Annotated in this window: 1 protein-coding gene; it reads left to right on the top strand. The window is 68.4% G+C overall.

Features of this window, described 5'->3' with window-relative positions; all coding sequences use genetic code 11:
- Positions 1-9 precede the first annotated feature (9 nt).
- Positions 10-21,312 carry a type I polyketide synthase gene (locus OG767_RS13745; RefSeq protein ID WP_405093739.1) on the top strand — a complete coding sequence of 7,101 codons (21,303 nt, stop codon included), beginning with the start codon at positions 10-12 and terminating at the stop codon, positions 21,310-21,312.
- Positions 21,313-21,607: the final 295 nt, after the last annotated feature.

Consider the following 21,607-nt stretch of genomic DNA (forward strand, 5'->3'; position numbering starts at 1 on the left):
GGGACATTCGTGACCAACGACGACAAGCTGCGCGAGTACCTCAAGCGGACCGTAGCCGAGCTGCGCCAGGCCAACCGCCGGGTACAGGCCCTGGAGGCCGCCAGCGCCGAGCCGGTGGCGATTGTGGGGATGGGGTGTCGGTATCCGGGTGGGGTGGGTGACCCGGACGGGTTTTGGCGGTTGCTGGCCGAGGGTGTCGACGCGGTGGGTGAGTTCCCCATGGATCGGGGTTGGGATGTCGGGTCGTGGGATGACCCGGATCCGGCGGGGTCGGGGACCAGCTATGCCCGGGAGGGTGGGTTCCTGACTGATGCGGCGTTGTTCGACGCGGGGTTCTTCGGGATCAGTCCGCGGGAGGCTGTGGCGATGGATCCGCAGCAGCGGCTGTTGTTGGAGGTTTCCTGGGAGGCGTTGGAGCGGGCCGGGATCGACCCGTCGGGGCTACGCGGCTCGGACACCGGCGTGTATGTGGGCGCCACCGGGCAGGACTACATTTCGGTGATCGGCGACGCCCAGAGCGGTAGTGAGGGACACCTGCTCACCGGCAACGTGGCGAGTGTCATCTCGGGGCGGGTGGCGTACACCCTGGGCCTGGAGGGTCCGGCGGTGTCGGTGGATACGGCGTGTTCGTCGTCGTTGGTGGCGGTGCATTTGGCGGCGCAGGCGTTGCGCTCGGGTGAGTGTTCGATGGCCCTGGCCGGCGGTGTAGCGGTGATGGCCACCCCGGGCGCGTTCGTGGGGTTCAGCCAGCAGGGCGGGTTGGCCGCCGATGGGCGGTGCAAACCATTCGCGGACGCCGCCGACGGTACGGGTTGGGGTGAGGGTGTCGGGGTTGTGGTGTTGGAGCGGTTGTCGGATGCGCGTCGGCGGGGGCATCAGGTGTTGGCGGTGCTGCGGGGCAGCGCGGTCAACCAGGACGGCGCCTCCAACGGGTTGAGTGCTCCGAATGGGCCGTCGCAGCAGCGGGTGATCCGTCAGGCTTTGGCCAACGCGCGGTTGTCGCCTGGCGAGGTGGATGTGGTGGAGGCGCACGGTACGGGCACCACGCTGGGTGATCCGATCGAGGCGCAGGCCCTGATTGCCGTTTACGGTCAGGATCGGCCGGCGGGGCAGCCGTTGCGGTTGGGGTCGGTGAAGTCGAACATCGGTCACACCCAGGCGGCCGCAGGTGTTGCCGGCATTATCAAGATGGTCCTCGCCATGCGGCACGGTTTGATGCCCAGGACACTGCACGTGGACGCCCCGTCGTCACATGTGGACTGGTCGGCCGGTTCGGTGCGGTTGCTGACCGAGGCCACACCGTGGCCGGCCAACGGCCGACCGAGGCGGGCTGGGGTGTCGTCGTTCGGGATCAGCGGCACCAACGCCCACCTCATCCTGGAGGACGCCGAACCGTTCGAGCCGCCGCAGGACACACCGGCTGCCCCGGCGGGCCTGGGCCATCAGCCGCCGGCGGTCCCGCTGCCGGGTGGGGTGGTGCCGTGGTTGTTGTCGGCGAAGTCTGAGGTGGCGTTGCGGGCGCAGGCGCAGCGGTTGGCTGGGTTCGTGGCTGACCGGCCTGAGGTGGATCCGGTGGTGGTGGGGCGGGCGTTGGTGGACAGCCGGGCGACCGGGTTCACGCATCGGGGTGTGGTGCTCGGCCAGGATCGGTCGGCGTTGTTCGACGGGTTGCAAGCGCTGGCTACGGGTGTTCAGGCGCCGCCGGGGGTGGTGACGGGGGTTGCTGGGTCTGGTCGTCTGGCGGTGGTGTTTTCCGGGCAGGGTAGCCAGCGCGTCGGGATGGGCCAAGGCCTGTATGAGGCGTATCCGGTGTTCGCTGAGGCGTTCGATGAGGTGTGCGCGTACTTCGACCAGCATCTTGAGCGGCCGTTGCGGCATGTGGTCGCGGGGGAGCCGCGGTTGCTGGATCAGACGGTGTATACCCAGGCGGGGTTGTTCGCGGTGCAGGTGGCGTTGTACCGGCTGGTCGGTTCGTGGGGGGTGGCCCCGCAGTGTCTGGCGGGGCATTCGATCGGTGAGTTGAGCGCGGCGTATGTGGCCGGGGTGTGGGACCTGCCTGACGCGGTGGCGGTGGTGACCGCCCGGGGCAGGTTGATGCAGGCGCTTCCTGCTGGTGGTGCCATGGTGGCGTTGACCGCCAGCGACGCCGAAGCGCACGAGCTGATCGCCGGGCACACCGACCTGGTAGGCGTCGCGGCGGTCAACGGTCCCCGCTCCACGGTGATCTCCGGTGACCAGGATCTGGTGCTGGATCTGGCGCGGCAGTGGCGAGACGGGGGCGGCAAGGCGCGGCAGTTGAAGGTCAGTCACGCGTTCCATTCACCGTTGATGGAGCCGATGCTGGCCGAGTTCGCCGACGTGTTGACCGAGGTCACCTGGCGGGAACCGACCATCCCGATCATCTCCGGCACCCCCGACGCAGACATGATCGAACCCGGATACTGGCTGGCGCACGCCCGCCAGACGGTGCGGTACCACGACGCGGTGAACGCCCTACGCGAGCGAGGCGTGGATGTCTTCCTCGAACTGGGACCGGACGGCACGTTGACCTCGATGGCCGACACCGACTCCCCGGAAGCAGGTGTGTGGCTGCCAGCGTTGCGTGCCGACCGCGACGAGCCGCAGACACTACTGACCGCGGTCGCCGGTGTTCACGTACACGGCGCGGCGGTGGACTGGCCGACACTACTCGGCGCGAGTACCGGTCCGGCCGAGGCGACGGGCGTGGGCGGGGCCATCGCGCTGCGGGCTGAGTTGCCGACCTATCCGTTCCAGCATCAGCGGTTCTGGCCGCAGACGGCGGCGGCTGGTGTGGGCGATGTTCGGGTGTTGGGGCTGGGTTCGGCTGATCATCCGTTGTTGGGTGCGGCGGTGTCGTTGGCTGATGGGGATGGGGTGTTGTTGACCGGCCGGTTGTCGGTGTCTGCGCAGCCGTGGTTGGCCGATTACGTGGTGTTGGGTTCGGTGTTGTTGGCGGGCACGGCGTTTGTGGAGTTGGTGGTGTATGCCGGGGATCAGGTGGGTTGTGGCGTGGTGCAGGAGTTGACGCTGCAGGCGCCGTTGGTGTTGCCCGAGCAGGGTGGGGTGCAGGTGCAGGTGTGGGTCGGTGATCCCGACCAGGATGGTCGGCGGCCGGTCAACGTGTACTCCCGGCCGGAGGGTGTGGAGGGTGTAGGGGGTTCGTGGACGCGCCACGCCACGGGTGTGTTGAGCCCGCAGGCTGGTCGGGTTGCGGCCGGGTTGGGGCAGTGGCCGCCGGCGGATGCGCGGCCGGTGGCGGTTGAGGGCTTGTATGAGCGGTTGGCCGGTGGTGGGTATGTGTACGGGCCGGTGTTTCAGGGCTTGCGGGCGGTGTGGCGTTCCGAGCGGGATGTGTATGCCGAGGTGGCGCTGCCTGAGCAGGTTGGGGCGGATGGGTTCGGGTTGCATCCGGCGGTGTTGGACGCGGCGTTGCACCCGATCGGTTTGACCGGGCTGCTCGGCGACGACGGGGCGGTGTTGCCATTCGCGTGGAGCGGGGTCCGGCTGCACGCGACCGGAGCGAGGACGCTGCGGGTCCGGCTGACACCCGCCGACGACGGCGCTTTCGCGGTGGCCGTGTTTGACACCGCCGGCCAGCCGGTCCTGACCGCGGACTCGCTGGTGCTGCGACCGGTGACCATCGACCAACTGGGCGCCGGGGCACCGGACGCGGCCCGGTCACTGTTCGCGGTGGAGTGGGTGCCGCTACCGGACGCCGAACCCGACACCCCGGCGGCGGCTACCGAACCGGTCTGGGCATGGCATGGGCAGGTTGACGGCGAACTGCCCCCCGTCGTGGTCGCCGAACTGCCAGCGCCGGATGACGCCGTTGGCGTTGTCGAGGCTACGCACGTGGCGAGCGCGTTGGTGTTGGGGTGGGTTCAGGATTGGCTGGCTGATCCGGGAACGGAGGGTTCCCGGTTGGTGGTGCTCACCCACGGTGCTACCGATGGCAGTGACCTGGCCGCAGCTGCGGTGTGGGGCTTGGTCCGTTCCGCGCAGTCTGAACACCCCCACCGATTCATCCTGCTCGACCTCGACGATCACACCGACCACGGCAGCGAACTGGGCAGAATCCTGACAGCGGTGCTCGACAGCGGCGAACCAGAAATCGCGGTACGTGCTGGTGGGCTGTATGTCCGCCGGTTGACCCGAGCCGGTACTGGCCGGCTGTCGCTGCCTGGCGCTGACGGGTTGTCGGCGGGGTTGGATGCGGGTGGCACGGTGGTGGTCACGGGTGGGACTGGGGTGTTGGGTGGGTTGGTGGCCCGGCATCTGGTCACCGCGTATGGGGTCAGGCATCTGTTGTTGTTGTCGAGGCGGGGTCCGGCCGCGCCGGGGGCGGCGGGGCTGGTCGGTGAGCTGACGGAGTTGGGTGCGCGGGTGCAGGTGGCCGCGTGTGATGTCGCTGACCGCGATGCTCTGGCTGAGGTGTTGGCGGCGGTGCCGGCTGAGTATCCGTTGGTCGGGGTGGTGCACACCGCGGGAGTGCTTGATGACGGGGTGGTCGAGGCGTTGACGCCGCAGCGGCTGGACACGGTGCTGCGGGCCAAGGCCGACGCGGCGTGGTGGTTGCACGAACTGACCCAGGATTCGGATCTCGCGATGTTCGTGGTGTATTCCTCGGCAGCGGCCACGCTCGGATCACCAGGACAAGGAAACTACGCCGCCGCGAACGCGGTCCTGGACGCCTTGGCGCTGCGGCGGCAGAGCGAGGGCCTGGTCGGCCAGTCACTGGCGTGGGGACTGTGGGCCCAACAGTCAGCGATGACCGGACATCTCGACGACGTGGACCTGGACCGGATGCGACGTGCCGGCATCCTTGCCATGTCCCCTGAGCAGGGCCTGACGTTGTTCGACACGGCAATACGCAACAACCAGCCGCAACTCGTGCCGATCCGGCTGGACCTCGCCGCGTTGCGTCGTGCCGGTGCCGGTGCCGGTGCCGGTGCCGGTGGCCTGCCGCCGTTGTGGCAGGCGTTGGCCGGCGGCTCGACCCGCCGGGCCGCGACCACCGCCGATACGCCGGTGGATTTGGCCGCCAGGTTGGCTGCCATGGGGGTCGAGGAACGCCAGCGGACGGTGCTGGAATTGGTACTGGCACAGGCCGCCGTTGTGCTCGGCCATGCCGACGCCGCGGCGATCAACCCGGACAGTGCGTTCCGTGAGCTCGGTTTCGACTCGTTGACTGCGGTGGAGTTGCGTAATCGGTTGGCCGCCGCGACCGGGTTGTCGTTGCCGGCCACGCTGGTCTTCGACTATCCGGCCCCGGTGGTGTTGGCCGGGTATCTGTTGACGGAGCTGCTCGGTGGACAGGTCGATGTTCTCGTGCCGGTGGTGGTTGGTGCGGGTGTTGATGAGCTGGTGGCGATTGTGGGGATGGGGTGTCGGTATCCGGGTGGGGTGGGTGACCCGGAGGGGTTCTGGCGGTTGCTGGTCGAGGGTGTTGACGCGGTGGGTGGGTTCCCTGCGGATCGGGGTTGGGATCTGACGGCGCTGTACGACCCCGATCGGCAGCGGTCGGGGACCAGTTATGCCCGTGAGGGTGGGTTTCTGGCTGACGTGGCGTTGTTTGATGCGGGTTTTTTTGGGATCAGTCCGCGGGAGGCTGTGGCGATGGATCCGCAGCAGCGGTTGTTGTTGGAGGTGTCCTGGGAGGCGTTGGAGCGGGCGGGGATCGATCCGTCGGGGCTGCGTGGGTCGGACACGGGCGTGTATGTGGGTACCACTGGGCAGGACTACGTCTCGGTGGTTGGTGATGCGCAGACCGGTAGTGAGGGGCATTTGCTGACGGGGAATGCGGCGAGTGTGATGTCGGGGCGGGTGGCGTACGCGCTGGGTCTGGAGGGTCCGGCGGTGTCGGTGGATACGGCGTGTTCGTCGTCGTTGGTGGCGGTGCATTTGGCGGCGCAGGCGTTGCGGTCGGGTGAGTGTTCGATGGCTCTGGCTGGTGGTGTGACGGTGATGGCCACGCCGGGGGCGTTTGTGGAGTTTTCCCGGCAGGGCGGGTTGGCTGCTGATGGGCGGTGTAAGCCGTTCGCGGATGCGGCTGACGGTACGGGTTGGGGTGAGGGTGTCGGGGTTGTGGTGTTGGAGCGGTTGTCGGATGCGCGTCGGCGGGGGCATCAGGTGTTGGCGGTGCTGCGGGGCAGCGCGGTCAATCAGGATGGTGCGTCGAATGGGTTGAGTGCTCCGAATGGGCCGTCGCAGCAGCGGGTGATCCGTCAGGCTTTGGCCAACGCGCGGTTGTCGCCGGGCGAGGTGGATGTGGTGGAGGCGCACGGTACGGGCACCAGGTTGGGTGATCCGATCGAGGCGCAGGCGCTGATTGCCGCGTACGGTCAGGATCGGCCGGCGGGGCAGCCGTTGCGGTTGGGGTCGGTGAAGTCGAACATCGGCCACACCATGGCGGCCGCAGGTGTTGCCGGGATCATCAAAATGGTCCTGGCGATGCGGCACGGTTTGATGCCCAGGACACTGCATGTGGACGCCCCGTCCACCCATGTGGATTGGTCGACCGGTTCGGTGCAGTTGCTGACCGAGGCCACACCATGGCCGGTCAACGGCCGGCCGCGGCGGGCTGGGGTGTCGTCGTTTGGAATCAGCGGTACCAACGCCCACCTCATCCTCGAAGAGGCCGAACCGCTCCAGATCCTGGAGGAGGCTGAACCGTTCGAACCGCTGCAGGGCACACCTGCCGACCGGGCGGGCTCGAGCCAGAAGCCGCCGGCCCCGTCGCTGGCCGGTGGGGTGGTGCCGTGGTTGTTGTCGGCCAAGACCGAGCTGGCGTTGCGGGCGCAGGCGCAGCGGTTGGCGGGGTTTCTGGCCGACCGGCCTGAGGTTGAGCCGGTAACGGTGGGGCGGGCGTTGGCGGCCCGGTCGGTGTTCGCGCATCGGGGTGTGGTGCTCGGTCAGGATCGGTCGGTGTTGTTGGACGGGTTGCAGGCGTTGGCTTCTGGTGTCGAGGCGCCGGGGGTGGTTGCCGGGGTTGCGGGGTCTGGTCGTCTGGCGGTGGTGTTTTCCGGGCAGGGTAGCCAGCGCGTCGGGATGGGTCGGGGCCTGTATGAGGCGTATCCGGTGTTCGCGGAAGTGTTCGATGAGGTGTGCGCGTACTTCGACCAGCATTTGGAGCGGTCGTTGCGGGAGGTGGTCGCGGGGGAGCCGCGGTTGCTGGATCAGACGGTGTATACGCAGGCGGGGTTGTTCGCGGTGCAGGTGGCGTTGTACCGGCTGCTCGACTCGTGGGGGGTGACCCCGCAGTATGTGGCGGGGCATTCGGTTGGTGAGTTGAGCGCGGCGTGTGTGGCTGGGGTGTGGGGTCTGGCTGATGCGGTGGCGGTGGTGGCCGCCCGGGGCCGCCTGATGCAGGCGCTTCCTGCTGGTGGAGCCATGGTGGCGTTGACCGCCAGTGACGTCGAGGCGCAGGAGTTGATCGTCGGGCACACCGATCTGGTGGGCGTCGCGGCGGTCAACGGTCCCCGCTCCACGGTGATCTCCGGTGACCAGAATCTGGTGCTGGATCTGGCGCAGCAGTGGCGAGACAGCGGCGGCAAAGCGCGGCAGCTGAAGGTCAGTCACGCGTTCCATTCGCCGTTGATGGAGCCGATGCTGGCCGAGTTCGCCGACGTGTTGGCCGAGGTCACCTGGCGGGAGCCGACCATCCCGGTGGTGTCCGGCACCCCGGGTGCGGACGTGACCGATCCCGAGTACTGGCTGGGGCATGCCCGGCAGACGGTGCGCTATCACGATGCGGTGAACGCGTTGCGTGAGCGAGGGGTGGGTGTCTTCCTCGAGTTGGGCCCGGACGGCACGCTGACCTCGATGGCCGACCCCGACACGGACGTGTGGCTACCCGCGCTGCGAGCTGAGCGGGATGAGCCGCAGACACTGTTGACCGCAGTCGCGGGCGTCCACGTACACGGCGGAGCGGTGGACTGGCCGACGCTGCTCGGTGCGAGTACCGGCCCGGCCGAGGCCATGGGCGTGGCGGTGGGCGGGGCCATCGCGCTGCGGGCTGAGTTGCCGACCTATCCGTTTCAGCGTCAGCGGTTCTGGCCGGTGGTGCGGGGTGTGTCGGTGGGGGGTGTGGATGGTGGGTTTGATGCGGAGTTTTGGCAGGTGGTGCAGCGGGGTGATGTGGCGGCTTTGGCTTCTGTCTTGCGGGTGGATGAGGAGGGTGTGGCGGGGGTTCTGCCGGCGTTGGTGGAGTGGCGGCGGGCTCGTGAGGGCCGGCGGTTGATTGACGGGTGGCGGTACCGGGTTGTGTGGGAGCCGTTGACTGGTGGTCCTGAGGCGATGCTGGATGGTGTGTGGCTTCTGGTGTATGGCGTGGATTTGGTGGCTGATGACAGTGAGTGGGTCGGGTTGGTTGAGCAGGTTCTGGTGGGGCATGGTGCGCGGGTGGTGCCGGTAGCTGTTGACGGCAGCCGGGTGGGGGTGGCTGCGGCGTTGGGGGCGGTGGTGGGCGGGCCTGATGGGGGTGGGTGGGGTGGGGTGGTGTTCCTGCCTGGTCGGGCGCCGGTGCCTGAGTTGTTGGCGTTGCTGCAGGGTCTGCACGACGCTGACATGGGTAGCGACGCGGGGCGGGTGTGGGTGTTCACGCGGGGTGCGGTGGGTACGGGTCGTTTCGATGCTCCTGTGGATCCGGTGCAGGCTCAGGCGTGGGGTTTGGGTGTGGTCGCGGCGTTGGAGTATCCCCGTGTCTGGGGTGGTCTGGTTGATCTGCCCATGTCGTGGCCGGATGGGTCGCGGGACGCGGCTGCGATGGGGCGTCGTTGTGCTGGGGTGTTGGCTGGGTGGGGTGGTCAGGATCAGGTCGCGGTGCGCGCGAGTGGTGTGTATGGGCGCAGGTTGGTGCGTGCCCGGGCGGAGGGGTCGCCGCGGGTGTGGCAGCCGCGGGGCACGGTGTTGATCACTGGTGGTACTGGTGGTCTGGGTGGACATGTGGCTCGTTGGGTGGCTGGGCATGGTGCGCAGCATGTGGTGTTGGTGTCGCGTCGGGGTGTGGATGGGCCGGGCGTGGCCGAGTTGGTCGGTGAGTTGAGCGCTGATGGCCGGGTCCGGGTGAGTGTGTGGGGTTGTGATGTGGCGGATCGTGACGCGTTGGCGGCGGTCCTGTCCGAGGTGGGGCCGGTGGATGCGGTGGTCCACGCGGCGGGGGTGGGTCATCTCGCGGCTATCGATGATGTCGGTCCGCAGGTGGTAGAGCGTGTTTTGGCGGGGAAGGTCGCGGGTCTTCGTAATCTGCATGAGCTTCTGGTCGAGGGGTCCGAGCATCGGTTGGACGCGATGGTGTTGTTTTCTTCGAATGCTGGGGTGTGGGGTGGTGGTGGGCAGGGGGTGTATGCGGCTGCTAATGCGTTTCTGGATGCCTACGCCGTTCAGCAGCGTGCTGTGGGGCGGTCGGTGACCAGTGTGGCGTGGGGTTTGTGGGCTGGTGAGGGGATGGCTGAGCAGGGCGATACCGCGCGGTTGCATCGGCGTGGGGTTCGCAGTATGGATCCGCAGCGGGCGGTGCAGGCTCTGGCCGAGGCGGTCGGTCAGGGTGAGGACTTCCTCGCGGTGGCTGACGTGGACTGGGGCCAGTTCACGAAGGCGTTCACTTCCGCACGCCCGAGTGCGCTCCTGGCCGGACTGCCCGAGGCGCAAGCCGCCATCGCTGTAGCCGACGTCGAGCCTGGGCCGTTCGATGATTCAGCACTGGCCACCGAGCTACGGACGTTGACCGGCCCGCAACGTCAGCAGAAGATCCTCGAACTGGTACGCACCCACGCCGCCACCGCCCTGGGCCACGACAGCGCCGAGGCGATCCCACCTGATCGGGCGTTCCGCGAACTCGGCTTCGACTCGCTGACCGCGGTGGAACTACGCAATCGGCTGGCTACCGCGACCGGACTGCCGTTGCCGGCCACGCTGGTCTTCGACTACCCCACCCCTGACGTGTTGGCCCGGTACGTGCTGACGGAGCTGCTCGGTGAGCAGGCCGATGTCCTCATACCGGTAACGGTTGGTGCGGGTGTTGATGAGCCGGTGGCGATTGTGGGGATGGGGTGTCGGTATCCGGGTGGGGTGGGTGACCCGGAGGGGTTCTGGCGGTTGCTGGTCGAGGGTGTTGACGCGGTGGGTGGGTTCCCTGCGGATCGGGGTTGGGATCTGACGGCGCTGTACGACCCCGATCGGCAGCGGTCGGGGACCAGTTATGCCCGTGAGGGCGGGTTTCTGGCTGACGTGGCGTTGTTTGATGCGGGTTTTTTTGGGATCAGTCCGCGGGAGGCTGTGGCGATGGATCCGCAGCAGCGGTTGTTGTTGGAGGTGTCCTGGGAGGCGTTGGAGCGGGCGGGGATCGATCCGTCGGGGCTGCGTGGGTCGGACACGGGCGTGTATGTGGGTACCACCGGGCAGGACTACGTCTCGGTGGTTGGTGATGCGCAGACCGGTAGTGAGGGGCATTTGCTGACGGGGAATGCGGCGAGTGTGATGTCGGGGCGGGTGGCGTACGCGCTGGGTCTGGAGGGTCCGGCGGTGTCGGTGGATACGGCGTGTTCGTCGTCGTTGGTGGCGGTGCATTTGGCGGCGCAGGCGTTGCGGTCGGGTGAGTGTTCGATGGCTCTGGCTGGTGGTGTGACGGTGATGGCCACGCCGGGGGCGTTTGTGGAGTTTTCCCGGCAGGGCGGGTTGGCTGCTGATGGGCGGTGTAAGCCGTTCGCGGACGCGGCTGACGGTACGGGTTGGGGTGAGGGTGTCGGGGTTGTGGTGTTGGAGCGGTTGTCGGATGCGCGTCGGCGGGGGCATCAGGTGTTGGCGGTGCTGCGGGGCAGCGCGGTCAATCAGGATGGTGCGTCGAATGGGTTGAGTGCTCCGAATGGGCCGTCGCAGCAGCGGGTGATCCGTCAGGCTTTGGCTAACGCGCGGTTGTCGCCGGGCGAGGTGGATGTGGTGGAGGCGCACGGTACGGGCACCACGCTGGGTGATCCGATCGAGGCGCAGGCGCTGATTGCCGCGTACGGTCAGGATCGGCCGGCGGGGCAGCCGTTGCGGTTGGGGTCGGTGAAGTCGAACATCGGCCACACCCAGGCGGCCGCAGGCGTTGCCGGGATCATCAAGATGGTCCTGGCGATGCGGCACGGGTTGATGCCCAGGACACTGCATGTGGACGCCCCGTCGTCACATGTGGACTGGTCGGCCGGTTCGGTGCGGTTGCTGACCGAGGCGACACCGTGGCCGGTCAATGGTCGGCCGCGGCGGGCTGGGGTGTCGTCGTTCGGGATCAGCGGCACCAACGCCCACCTCATCCTCGAAGAAGCCGATCCCGTACCGGACACGGCGTTGAGTCATGAGCCGGCCCTGCCGGCCGGCGGTGTGGTGCCGTGGTTGTTGTCGGCCAAGTCCGAGGTGGCGTTGCGGGCGCAGGCGCAGCGGTTGGCGGGGTTTGTGGCCGACCAGCCTGAGGTGGATCCGGCGGTGGTGGGGCGGGCGTTGGTGGACAGCCGGGCGACCGGGTTCGCGCATCGGGGTGTGGTGCTCGGTCAGGATCGGTCGGTGTTGGTCGACGGGTTGCAGGCGTTGGCCTCTGGTGTCGAGGCGCCGGGGGTGGTTGCCGGGGTTGCGGGGTCTGGTCGTCTGGCGGTGGTGTTTTCCGGGCAGGGCAGCCAGCGGCTCGGGATGGGCCGGGGCCTGTATGAGGCGTATCCGGTGTTCGCTGAAGTGTTCGATGAGGTGTGCGCGTACTTCGACCAGCATTTGGAGCGGTCGTTGCGGGAGGTGGTCGCGGGGGAGCCGCGGTTGCTGGATCAGACGGTGTATACGCAGGCGGGGTTGTTCGCGGTGCAGGTGGCGTTGTATCGGCTGCTCGACTCGTGGGGTGTGGTGCCGCAGTATCTGGCCGGACACTCGATTGGTGAGTTGAGCGCGGCGTATGTGGCCGGGGTGTGGGGTCTGCCTGACGCGGTGGCGGTGGTGGCCGCCCGGGGCAGGTTGATGCAGGCGCTACCCGCTGGCGGCGCCATGGTCGCGTTGACCGCCAGCGACGTCGAGGCGCAGGATCTGATCGCCGGGCACACCGACCTGGTCGGCGTCGCGGCGGTCAACGGTCCCCGCTCCACGGTGATCTCCGGCGACCAGAATCTGGTGCTGGATCTGGCGCAGCAGTGGCGAGACAGCGGCGGCAAAGCGCGGCAGCTGAAGGTCAGTCACGCGTTCCATTCGCCGTTGATGGAACCGATGCTGGCCGAGTTCGCCGACGTGTTGGACGAGGTCACCTGGCGGGAGCCGACCATCCCGGTAATCTCCGGCACTCCGGGTGCGGATGTGACCGAACCGGGATATTGGCTGGCGCATGCCCGGCACACGGTGCGCTATCACGATGCGGTGAACGCGTTGCGTGAGCGAGGGGTGGGTGTCTTCCTCGAGTTGGGCCCGGACGGCACGCTGACCTCGATGGTCGACCCCGAGACCCCCGACACGGACGTGTGGCTACCCGCGCTGCGAGCTGAGCGGGACGAGCCGCAGACACTGCTGACCGCGGTCGCGGGTGCTCACGTACACGGCGCGGCGGTCGACTGGTCGACAGTGCTCGGCACGAGTACCGGCTCGACCCAGCCGGTTGCTCTGCCGACCTATCCGTTCCAGCATCAGCGGTTCTGGCCGCAGCCGGCGCTGGCCGGTGTGGGCGACGTCCGGGTGTTGGGGCAGGGTTCGGCTGATCATCCGTTGTTGCGGGCGGCGGTGTCCTTGGCCGATGGGGACGGGGTGTTGTTGACCGGCCGGTTGTCGGTGTCTGCGCAGCCGTGGCTGGCCGATCACGCGGTGTTGGGTTCGGTGTTGTTGGCGGGCACGGCGTTTGTGGAGTTGGTGGTGTATGCCGGGGATCAGGTGGGTTGTGGCGTGGTGCAGGAGTTGACGCTGCAGGCGCCGTTGGTGTTGCCCGAGCAGGGTGGGGTGCAGGTGCAGGTGTGGGTCGGTGATCCCGACCAGGATGGTCGGCGGCCGGTCAACGTGTACTCCCGGGCAGAGGATGTGCAGGGTTCGTGGACTCGGAATGCCACGGGTGTGTTGAGCTTGCAGGCCGGCCGGGTTGCGGCGGGGTTGGGGCAGTGGCCACCGGCCGACGCCCAGCCGGTGGCGGTGGACGGGTTGTACGAACGGTTGGCCGGTGGCGGGTACGTGTACGGGCCGGTGTTTCAGGGCTTGCGGGCGGTGTGGCGTGCCGACCGGGATGTGTATGCCGAGGTGGCACTGCCCGAGCACGCCGAAGCCGACGGGTTCGGACTACATCCGGCGGTGCTGGACGCGGCGTTGCACCCGATCGGGTTGACCGGACTGCTCGGCGACGATCAGGCGGTGTTGCCGTTCGCGTGGAGCGGGGTCCGGCTGCACGCCACCGGAGCGAGGACGCTGCGGGTCCGGCTGACACCAGCCGACGACGGCGCTTTCGCGGTGGCGGTGTTCGACACCGCCGGCCAGCCGGTCCTGACCGCGGACTCGCTGGTGATGCGGCCGGCAACCACCGACCAGCTCGGCGCCGGGGCGCCAGACACGGCGCAGTCACTGTTCACGGTGGAATGGGTACCGCTACCAGACGCCGAACCCGATACCACGTCGGTGGCTACCGAACTTGTCTGGGCATGGCACGGCCAGCGGCCGCAACCCCTACTGGTGCCCCACCCGCCAGCCCTGCTTGACGGCGAGCTGCCCCCCGTCGTGGTCGCCGAACTACCGGCCACAGACGATGCTGTGGGTGTTGTCGAGGCTACGCACGTGGCGAGTGCGTTGGTGTTGGGGTGGGTTCAGGATTGGCTGGCTGGTCCGGGTACGGAGGGTTCCCGGTTGGTGGTGCTCACTCACGGTGCTACCGATGGTAGTGACCTGGCCGCGGCTGCGGTGTGGGGCTTGGTCCGTTCCGCGCAGTCTGAACACCCCCACCGGTTCATCCTGCTCGACACCGACACCGACACCGACCACGGCAGCGAATTGGGCAGGATCCTCACGGCGGTGCTGGACAGCGGCGAACCGGAGATCGCGGTACGCGCTCGTGAGTTGTATGCCCGCCGGTTGACCCGAGCCGGTACTGGCCGGCTGTCGCTGTCCGGCGCTGACGGGTTGTCGGCGGGGTTGGATGCGGGTGGCACGGTGGTGGTCACGGGTGGGACCGGGGTGTTGGGTGGGTTGGTGGCCCGGCATCTGGTCACCGCGCATGGGGTCAGGCATCTGTTGTTGTTGTCGAGGCGGGGTCCGGCCGCGCCGGGAGCTGCGGAGCTGGTCGGTGAGCTGACCGGGTTGGGTGCGCGGGTGCAGGTGGCGGCGTGTGATGTCGCTGACCGCGACGCTTTGGCCGAGGTGTTGGCGGCGTTGCCGGCCGGGCATCCGCTGGTCGGGGTGGTGCACACCGCGGGAGTGCTTGATGACGGGGTGGTCGAGGCGTTGACGCCGCAGCGGCTGGGCACGGTGCTGCGGGCCAAGGCCGATGCGGCGTGGTGGCTGCACGAACTGACCCAGGATTCGGATCTTGCGATGTTCGTGGTGTATTCCTCGGCAGCGGCCACGCTCGGATCACCGGGGCAGGGAAACTACGCCGCCGCGAACGCGGTCCTGGACGCCTTGGCGCTGCGGCGGCGGGCCGAGGGTCTGGTCGGTCAGTCGCTGGCGTGGGGGCTGTGGGCGCAGCAGTCGGCGATGACCGGGCATCTCGGCGAGGCCGACCTGGACCGGATGCGACGCGGCGGCATCCTTCCCATGTCCTCGGAGGAGGGCCTGGCGTTGTTCGACACGGCAGTACGCACCGACCGGCCGCAGCTCGTGCCGATCCGGGTGGACCTGCCCGTGCTGCGTCGCGCCGGCGCCGGTGGCCTGCCGCCGTTGTGGCAGGCGTTGGCCGGCGGCTCAACCCGCCGGGCGGCGACCGCCGCCGATACGCCGGTCGATCTGGCCGCCAGGTTGGCCGTCATGGGGGTCGAGGAACGCCAGCGGACAGTTCTGGAGCTGGTGCGTACCCACGCGGCCACAGCTCTTGGTCACGACAGTGCTCAGGCAGTCGCACCTGATCGGGCGTTCCGCGAGCTCGGCTTCGACTCCCTGACCGCGGTGGAGCTGCGTAACCGGCTGGCCACCGCGACCGGACTGTCGCTGCCGGCCACGCTGGTCTTCGACTACCCCACCCCGGACGTGTTGGCCCGGTACGTGCTGACGGAACTGCTCGGTGAGCAGGCCGATGTTCTCGTGCCGGTAACGGTTGGTGCGGGTGTGGATGAGCCGGTGGCGATTGTGGGGATGGGGTGTCGATATCCGGGTGGGGTGGGTGACCCGGAGGAGTTCTGGCAGTTGCTGGTCGAGGGTGTTGACGCGGTGGATGGGTTCCCCGCCGATCGGGGCTGGGAAGCCGGGTCGTGGGATGACCCGGATTCGGCGGGGTCGGGGACCAGTTATGTCCGCAAGGGCGGCTTCCTGACTGACGCGGCGTTGTTTGATGCGGGGTTTTTTGGGATCAGTCCGCGGGAGGCTGTGGCGATGGATCCGCAGCAGCGGTTGTTGTTGGAGGTTTCCTGGGAGGCGTTGGAGCGGGCCGGGATCGATCCGTCGGGGCTGCGGGGGTCGGACACCGGCGTGTACGTGGGCCTCATGTACCACGACTACGCGATGCAGTTGGCGGCGAGTCCGGCTGAGACCGAGGGATATGCCACCGGGACCAGCGGAAGCGTGGCGTCGGGGCGGGTGGCTTACGCCTTGGGCCTGGAGGGTCCGGCGGTGTCGGTGGATACGGCGTGTTCGTCGTCGTTGGTGACGGTGCATCTGGCGGCGCAGGCGTTGCGCTCGGGTGAGTGTTCGATGGCCCTGGCCGGCGGTGTGACGGTGATGGCTACGCCGGCAGCGTTCGTGGAGTTCTCCCGGCAGGGCGGGTTGGCTGCTGACGGGCGGTGTAAGCCGTTCGCGGATGCGGCTGACGGTACGGGTTGGGGTGAGGGTGTCGGGTTGTTGGTGTTGGAGCGGTTGTCGGATGCGCGTCGGCGGGGGCATCAGGTGTTGGCGGTGCTGCGGGGCAGCGCGGTCAACCAGGACGGCGCCTCCAACGGGTTGAGTGCTCCGAATGGGCCGTCGCAGCAGCGGGTGATCCGTCAGGCCCTGGCCAACGCGCGGTTGTCGCCGGGCGAGGTGGATGTGGTGGAGGCGCACGGTACGGGCACCACGCTGGGTGATCCGATCGAGGCGCAGGCGCTGATTGCCGCGTACGGTCAGGATCGGCCGGCGGGGCAGCCGTTGCGGTTGGGGTCGGTGAAGTCGAACATCGGCCACACCCAGGCAGCCGCAGGCGTCGCCGGGATCATCAAGATGGTCCTGGCGATGCGGCACGGTTTGATGCCCAAGACACTGCACGTGGACGCTCCGTCGTCACATGTGGACTGGTCGGCCGGTTCGGTGACGCTGCTGACCGAGGCGACACCGTGGCCGGTCAATGGTCGGCCGCGGCGGGCTGGGGTGTCGTCGTTCGGGATCAGTGGCACCAACGCCCACCTCATCCTCGAAGAAGCCGATCCCGTACCGGATACGGCGTTGGGTCGTGAACCGGCCCCGCCGCTGGGGGGTGTCGTGCCGTGGTTGTTGTCGGCCAAGTCCGAGCTGGCGTTGCGGGCGCAGGCGCAGCGGTTGGCGGGGTTTCTGGCCGACCGGCCTGACGTTGAGCCGGTAACGGTGGGGCGGGCGTTGGCGGCCCGGTCGGTGTTCGCGCATCGGGGTGTGGTGCTCGGTCAGGATCGGTCGGTGTTGGTGGACGGGTTGCAGGCGTTGGCCTCGGGTGTCGAGGCGCCGGGGGTGGTTGCCGGGGTTGCGGGGTCTGGTCGTCTGGCGGTGGTGTTTTCCGGGCAGGGTAGCCAGCGGCTCGGGATGGGTCGGGGCCTGTATGAGGCGTATCCGGTGTTCGCTGAAGTGTTCGATCAGGTCTGCGCATACTTCGACCAGCATTTGGAGCGGTCGTTGCGGGAGGTGGTCGCGGGGGAGCCGCGGTTGCTGGATCAGACGGTGTACACCCAGGCGGGGTTGTTCGCGGTGCAGGTGGCGTTGTACCGGCTGCTCGACTCGTGGGGGGTGGCCCCGCAGTATCTGGCCGGACACTCGATCGGCGAGTTGAGCGCGGCGTATGTGGCCGGGGTGTGGGACCTGCCCGATGCGGTGGCGGTGGTGGCCGCCCGGGGCCGCCTGATGCAGGCGCTACCCGCTGGCGGAGCCATGGTGGCGTTGACCGCCAGTGACGTCGAGGCGCAGGAGCTGATCGCCGGGCACACCGACCTGGTGGGCGTCGCGGCGGTCAACGGTCCCCGCTCCACGGTGATCTCCGGTGACCAGAGTCTGGTGCTGGATCTGGCGCAGCAGTGGCGAGACAGCGGCGGCAAAGCGCGGCAGCTGAAGGTCAGTCACGCGTTCCATTCGCCGTTGATGGAACCGATGCTGGCCGAGTTCGCCGACGTGTTGGACGAGGTCACCTGGCGGGAGCCGACCATCCCGGTAATCTCCGGCACTCCGGGTGCGGATGTGACCGAACCGGGATATTGGCTGGCGCATGCCCGGCACACGGTGCGCTATCACGATGCGGTGAACGCGTTGCGTGAGCGAGGGGTGGGTGTCTTCCTCGAGTTGGGCCCGGACGGCACGCTGACCTCGATGGCCGACCCCGAGACCCCCGACACGGATGTGTGGCTACCCGCGCTGCGAGCTGAGCGGGACGAGCCGCAGACACTGCTGACCGCGGTCGCGGGCGTCCACGTACACGGCGGAGCGGTGGACTGGCCGACACTGCTCGGCACGAGCGCCGGTCGGCGGGCTCTGGAACTGCCGACCTACCCGTTCCAGCATCAGCGGTTCTGGCCGCAGCCGGCGGTGGCCGGTGTGGGCGACGCTCGGGTGTTGGGGCTGGGTTCGGCTGATCATCCGTTGTTGGGTGCGGCGGTGTCGTTGGCTGATGGGGACGGGGTGTTGTTGACCGGCCGGTTGTCGGTGTCTGCGCAGCCGTGGCTGGCCGATCATGCGGTGTTGGGTTCGGTGCTGCTGGCAGGCACGACGTACGTGGAGTTGATGATGTACGCCGGCGACCAGGCGGGTTGTGGCGTGGTGCAGGAGTTGACGCTGCAGGCGCCGTTGGTGCTGCCCGAGCAGGGTGGGGTGCAGGTGCAGGTGTGGGTCGGTGATCCCGACCAGGGTGGTCGACGGCCGGTCAACGTGTACTCCCGGGCAGAGGATGTGCAGGGTTCGTGGACTCGGCATGCCACGGGTGTGCTGAGCCCACAGGCCGGTCGGGTTCCGGCCGGGTTGGGGCAGTGGCCACCGGCCGACGCGCGGCCGGTGGCGGTTGACGGTTTGTACGAGCGGTTGGCCGGTGGCGGGTACGTGTACGGGCCGGTGTTCCAGGGTGTACGGGCGGTATGGCGTGCCGACCGGGATGTGTATGCCGAGGTGGCGTTGTCCGAGGAGGTCGAGACCGGCGGGTTCGGGTTGCATCCGGCGGTGTTGGACGCGGCGCTGCACCCGATCGGACTGACCGGACTGCTCGGCGACGGGGCGGTGTTGCCATTCGCGTGGAGCGGGGTCCGGCTGCACGCGACCGGAGCGAGGACGCTGCGGGTCCGGCTGACACCCGCCGACGACGGCGGTATCGCGGTGGCCGTGTTCGACACCGCCGGCCAGCCGGTCCTGACCGCAGACTCGCTGGTGCTGCGACCAGTGACCACCGACCAACTCGCGGCCGGGGCGCTAGACGCGGCGCAGTCACTGTTCACCGTGCAATGGGTGCCGCTACCAGACGCGGAACCCGACACCACGCCGGCGGCTGCCGAAACGGACTGGGCATGGCATGGGCAGGTTGAGGGTGAGCTGCCCCCCGTCGTGGTCGCCGAGCTACCGGCCACAGACGATGCTGTGGGTGTTGTCGAGGCTACGCACGTGGCGAGTGCGTTGGTGTTGGGGTGGGTTCAGGATTGGCTGGCTGGTCCGGGTACGGAGGGTTCCCGGTTGGTGGTGCTCACCCGTGGTGCTACCGATGGCAGTGACCTGGCCGCGGCTGCGGTGTGGGGCCTGGTCCGTTCCGCGCAGTCCGAACACCCCAACCGATTCATCCTGCTCGACACCGACACCGACACCGACCACGGCAGCGAATTGGGCAGGATCCTCACGGCGGTGCTCGACAGCGGCGAACCGGAGATCGCGGTACGCGCCGGTGAGTTGTATGTCCGCCGGTTGACCCGAGCCGGTACTGGCCGGCTGTCGCTGTCCGGCGCTGACGCGTTGTCGGCGGGGTTGGATGCGGGTGGCACGGTGGTGGTCACTGGTGGGACTGGGGTGTTGGGTGGGTTGGTGGCCCGGCATCTGGTCACCGCGTATGGGGTCAGGCATCTGTTGTTGTTGTCGAGGCGGGGTCCGGCCGCGGCGGGGGCTGCGGAGCTGGTCGGTGAGCTGACGGAGTTGGGTGCGCGGGTGCGGGTGGCGGCGTGTGATGTCGCTGACCGCGACGCTCTGGCCGAGGTGTTGGCGGCGTTGCCGGCTGAGCATCCGCTGGTCGGGGTGGTGCACACCGCGGGAGTGCTTGATGACGGGGTGGTCGAGGCGTTGACGCCGCAGCGGCTGGGCACGGTGTTGCGGGCCAAGGCCGATGCGGCGTGGTGGCTGCACGAACTGACCCAGGATTCGGATCTTGCGATGTTCGTGGTGTATTCCTCGGCAGCGGCCACGCTCGGATCACCGGGGCAGGGAAACTACGCTGCGGCGAACGCGGTCCTGGACGCCTTGGCGCTGCGGCGGCGGGCCGAGGGTCTGGTCGGTCAGTCGTTGGCGTGGGGGCTGTGGGCGCAGCAGTCGGCGATGACCGGACATCTCGACGAGGCCGACCTGGACCGGATGCGACGCGGCGGCATCCTTCCCCTCTCCTCCGAGGAGGGCCTGGCGTTGTTCGACACGGCAGTACGCACCGACCGGCCGCAGCTCGTGCCGATCCGGGTGGACCTGCCCGTGCTGCGTCGCGCCGGCGCCGGTGGCCTGCCGCCGTTGTGGCAGGCGTTGGCCGGCGGCTCAACCCGCCGCACGGCGACCACAACCGATACGCCGGTGGATCTGGCCGCCAGGCTGGCGGCTATGGGGGTCGAGGAACGCCAGCGGACAGTCCTGGAACTGGTACGGGCACAGGTCGCGGTCGTGCTCGGCCACCCCGACGCCACGGCGATCAACCCGGACAGCGCGTTCCGTGAGCTCGGGTTCGACTCGTTGACCGCGGTGGAGTTGCGTAACCGGTTGGCCGCCGCGACCGGGTTGTCGTTGCCGGCCACGCTGGTCTTCGACCAGCCCAGTACCGGAGCCTTGACCGATCATCTGGTGAACAAGTTGGCCTCTGCCGTGAGTGTCGGCGGCGTTCGCAGCACCGGAGCCGAATCGGCTGGCTCGGGAGCCGTTCGGGTGTCGAACCTTGCGGAGATGTACATGCAGGCCGAGGTGGACGGCAGACACGACGAGTTCTTCGACGTGATCGGGCGATTGGCGAAGCTCCGCCAGACGTTCGGTGTGGACACGGCCGACGAGGCGGTCCGGCCTCCCACCCGGGTCGCCACCGGCGACGCCAAGCCCAAGTTGTACCTGTTCACGCCATACGTAGCCCCGGCCGACTTCCCCTATGCGCGGCTGGGGTTGGCCTTCCAGGGCATTCGTGACGTGTCGGTGGTGCACTCGCCCGGCTTCCATGCCGGGGAGAAACTGCCGGAGGACATCGAGGCGATGACTCTCGCGTACGTCGAGACGATCCTCCGGGACAACGCGAACGGCGAAGAATTCGCACTGGGCGGCACCTCCAGCGGTGGGCTGATCGCCCACCGGGTTGCTGCCAGGCTGGCGCGGATGGGCGTGGCGCCGGCTGGCGTCATTCTGCTCGACTCACCCTCGCAGAGGGACCTTCCCACCGTGTCGGAGGACGGGTCGCTGTGGCAGAAACAGATTTTTGAGGGACTCAGGCGGACCGGCGATGACGGCGATGACAGTTGGGTCTTCGCGATGGTCCATTACCTCTCCTTCCCGTGGTGGCCTGCGGAGCACATCGAGATACCGACGCTCCAGGTTCGTGCATCCGAACGGATCAGCGGACCGACAGACAACGACGACTGGATGTTCACCTGGAGCTACGCCAACACCGTCACGTTGGCAGACGTGCCAGGAAATCATCTACAGATAACCGACGAATACGCTTCGGTGAGCGCGTTGGCGGTCAATGACTGGCTCTCCCGCAGGCCCGAGCAGCGCCCAGCGTTCGTCGACTACCGAGGGTCGAAGTAGACGCGACCCTCCCGAGCTCATGAGCCCAGCTTCGCTGAGCCACCGAATCCTGACCCGGTGGGGGCCACCAACCTGCTCCGCCGGTGGGGCCCGTCTCGCCAAGAACTCGCAGATGAGGGCGCAGGCGAAGCTGAGGACGGCGGCCCTGGAGCGCCCGGATTGCAGGAGCACCTCGTGCAGCCGTTGCCACACCCCGGCGTCGTTGAAGTCCCGTGACCCGCGCCGGCAGGTCATCCTTGAGCCGAACCCCGACTCCGGCGGCAGGTACCCCACGGAACCGGGGGGCAGATGGCGC

The sequence above is a fragment of the Micromonospora sp. NBC_01392 genome (assembly GCF_045040125.1).
Taxonomy (GTDB): domain Bacteria; phylum Actinomycetota; class Actinomycetes; order Mycobacteriales; family Micromonosporaceae; genus Micromonospora.